General features: G+C 46.7%; 1 protein-coding gene. It reads left to right on the top strand.

Annotated features, from left to right (window positions below; genetic code table 11):
* Nucleotides 1-95: 95 nt before the first annotated feature.
* Nucleotides 96-3,779 (top strand): diguanylate cyclase domain-containing protein, encoded by a 3,684-nt coding sequence (locus WBA89_RS13185; RefSeq protein ID WP_424407053.1) that lies wholly within the window; start codon nucleotides 96-98, stop codon nucleotides 3,777-3,779.
* The last annotated feature ends 156 nt before the right edge of the window (nucleotides 3,780-3,935 follow it).

The raw sequence follows: 3,935 nt of genomic DNA on the forward strand, positions 1-3,935 counted from the left end.
TCAATCAATTCGGTGAGTCTCGCCTCGCCTACAGGTCGCAGGAATTAATTTCTCATTCAATTTTTAACATATTTTACTGTCAAGATCAAGGGAAAATGCAGGCGGAATTTGCTTGGTTGACACAGGCGAAAAACGGCAAGCTGGCTGCACAAGTTGCCTGTTGGGAAGGTCGCTTGACTTGCAAAGATGGCAGGACGATTTGGGTAAAAGCAACCGCGCGCGCCTTGCCGGCGGTAGACTGGAAAATAGAGGAAAATAGCGGCGACCGCTCAACTGCCAATTTCCAGCGGCCGACTGTACTTTTAGTTTGCGAACAAATTAAGGAGGATTCGCCCGCAGCAGCGCCGCCAAACCCGATAAAAAATAGGCGTTCTCCAACTTTGGCGATCGCAAAATTAGCCAAAAGTCAACTTAAAGAACGCAACAATATAGAACAATTTATCCGCGAAGTAACAGAAACTGCTGTCAGTATTGTTAACTGCAATCGAGCCAGTATTTGGCTGTACGGCGAAGACAAAACGCAGCTTCACTGCATCGACTTTTACGAAGAAAATACCAAACTTCATTCGGTACAAATAATCGTCACTGCCGCCGACTGTCCGGCATATTTTCAAGCGTTAAAATCAGCAATTCCCATCGCAACGGTGGCAGCAGAAAACGACCCCAGAACCCAAGAATTAGCAAATCTTTATTTTGCCGATCGAGGCAAAACTTCTTTGTTAAATGTACCGATTTTGCTGGGGGGTCAAATGGCAGGAATAGTCAGTGCCGAACGCGAAAGCTCCGGCGGCGAGTGGACGGAAGAAGAACAGGAATTAACCAAAATATTAGCAGATTTTGTATCTTCAAGTTTGTCAGCTAGCGAAATATCTAAGTTAGAAGCAATGCGGCGCGAACAGCAGCAAAACTTGCTGAGCAAATACTACGATCAACTAGAAGAAAGAGTAGAAAGACGCACTGCCGAACTCAAAAAAACTAATACAAAACTAAAACAAGAAATAATTAAAAGAAAACAAGCAGAAGCAGAAATGCGCCGGCAGCACCAAGAACAGCAAATTATTTTTGATTCCGTGCCGGCAATGATTTGGTACAAAGATAGGGAAAGCCGCCTGCTGAGAATTAACAAAGCTGCGGCTGCATCGAGAGGTTTGCCCGCCAATCAATTGGAAGGAAAATCTTTTTATGAAATTTATCCTGACGAAGCAGAACAATATTATTTAGAAGATTTGGAGGTAATTAATTCCGGTGTTCCCAAGTTGGGAAAAGTCGAACTTCTGCCAACTGTCTCCGGTCAAAAATGCTGGGTGCGAATAGACAGAATACCTTACCGCGATGAAACTGGTCAAGTCGGCGGCACGATCGTGTTTGCAGTAGATATTACAGATTTAATTAAAGTAGAAAAAAAGTTGCGAATATATCGCGACCGCCTCACAGAAAAAGTCGAAAAACGCACTGCAATGTATCGACAAGCAATGGCAGCTTTGTACTCGGCAAATACGCAACTGCAACAGCTAATTAATAACAGTTCTTCTGTGGGAAATGGCAGCACGGCAGCAGCGAGATTGCTCGAAGGCGAGGCTTATTTTGAAGCAGTTGCTATCGCTAACCGCGACACAATATTGAGCGTCAACAACGATTTTGCCGAAATGTTCGGTTACAAACCTGCGGAAATGGCGGGAATGAGTTTGCTGGAACTGCTGTCGCCAAAATCTTATAAAGTAGCGCCACAAATGATTTCTGCAAGCAGCAATACAGTCTGCGAAACGATTTTTCTGAGGCGGGACGGGACGGCTTTTCCTGCTGACGTTCGCAGTAAATTCGTCGTTTGCGACGGTCGTTTAGTGCAGGTGAAAGCAGTGCGAAACCTCAACGAACGGAACTTAATAACAGCGGAATTAGATCGGTCGCGCTCTTTGCTGCACGCTACTCTGGAAGCAACGGCAGACGGGATTCTTGCCGTTACTACGTCTGGAGAACTGATTAGTTTTAACGAAAAGTTAGTTCAAATGTGGGGAATTTATGAAGAAGTTAGAAACTCGATGGATCGAACGCTGCGGCTGACTTTTCTGGCCAAGCAAGTTAGAGATCCGAGAGCTTTTTTGCAGAGAATTAAAGAAATTTATAGCGATGCGGAGTCTGAAGGCTGCGATATTCTCGATTTTAAAGACGGTCGGACTTTTGAACGCTACACGCAGCCGATTCGAGTCGGACAAAATATTATTGGCAGGGTGTGGCGCTTCCGCGATATTACTTCTCGCGAAAAGGTGACGGCAATGTTGGGAGATTCTCAACGGCGCTTTCGGGCAATTTTTGATTCTTCGTTCCAATTTGTTAGCTTGTTGAATCCGGACGGGACTCTGCTGGAAGCTAACCAAACTTCTTTAGATTTCGCGGGAATGAAACTGCGGGATGTGGCAAACCGCCCGTTTTGGCTTTTGCCGTGGTGGGGAGATTCTCCGGAAGTTCGGGAACAGTTGCAAGAGGCGATTTGTCGATCGGCAAAAGGTGAATTTGTCCGCTATGAAGTGGAACTTCAAGGTGCAAATCGGACGGCAACTGTTGATTTTTCTCTCAAACCCGTCGCGGATGAAACTGGCAAAGTGGTATTGCTGCTGCCCGAAGGTAGGGACATTACTCAAAGCAAGCAAGCCCAAGTAGCTTTGCGGCAGCAGGTAGAACGGGAACGCCTGATCGCGCAGATTCAATCGCGCATCCGTTCTTCTCTGGATATCGAAGATATTCTCAATACTACAGTAGCCGAAGTGCGGGAATTTTTGGCAACCGATCGCGTGATTATTTTCCGCTTCCGACCCGATTGGAACGGAGATGTGGTGGTGGAGTCGGTGGGGGAAGGATGGATGCCGCTGATGGGTATGGCTGTGGAGGATTGCTGTTTTGCTAACAGTTATGTCGGACAGTATTTGAAGGGCAGAATTCGATCGGTCGAGGACATTCACGCTTCTAATTTTGCCGAGTGCCACATCAATTTTTTGGCAGAGTGTCAGGTGAAAGCGAATTTAGTCGTGCCTATCGTGCAGCAGGGAATCGAACACCGCGATGGCAATCCTTCTTGTCAAGTACCGAAGTTGTGGGGTTTGCTGATTGCCCACCACTGTTCGGGGCCCCGCGAGTGGCAGCAGTTTGATATGGATTTGCTGAGTCAGTTGGCTACTCAAGTGGCGATCGCGATCGAACAATCTTTACTTTACCAGCAGTTAGCTGCTGCTAACCAGCGGTTGGACGGGTTGGCGAATTTGGACAGTCTGACTCAGTTAGCCAACCGCCGCCGGTTTGACGAGGTACTCAACCGGGAATGGGAACTCTCAAGCATTTCTGAACCGCTGTCTTTGATTATGTGCGACATTGACTGTTTTAAACTTTACAACGACAACTACGGCCACCAGGCTGGGGATGCTTGTTTGCAGCAAGTCGCGCGGGCGATCGGGGATGCTTGCAAGAACGTACCTCCAGAAAGCCTTTATTTAGCTGCTAGGTACGGTGGCGAGGAATTTGGGGTGATTTTGCCAAATACCGACATCGCGACCGCACAGGCTATTGCTGAGGGAATCCGCCAGCGCGTAAAAGCTTTGGCAATTCCCCACCTCAAGTCTGTTGTCACCGATTGCGTGACTCTCAGCATGGGGGTGGCGACGATTTCTGAAAATCAAAATTCGCCGAAGATGCTAATTGAAGCTGCGGATAAGGCGCTTTATCAGGCTAAGTCTGACGGGCGCGATCGAGTGCACGTGAGTCAGCAGTCAGCAGTCAGCAGTCATTAGTCATTAGTCATTAGTCATTAGTCATTAGTCATTAGTCATTAGTCATTAGTCAGCAGTTATTAGTCATTAGTCATTAGTCATTAGTCATTAGTCATTAGTCATTAGTCATTAGTCATTAGTCATTAGTCATTAGTCATTAGTCATTAGTCATTAATC

Source organism: Microcoleus sp. (assembly GCF_049646505.1).
In the GTDB taxonomy this organism is placed as follows: Bacteria; Cyanobacteriota; Cyanobacteriia; order Cyanobacteriales; family Microcoleaceae; genus Microcoleus.

Excerpts from the sequence above, each read along its gene's own strand:
- WBA89_RS13185 (WP_424407053.1), top strand. The coding sequence starts at position 96 with ATGCAGGCGGAATTTGCTTGGTTGACACAGGCGAAAAACGGCAAGCTG.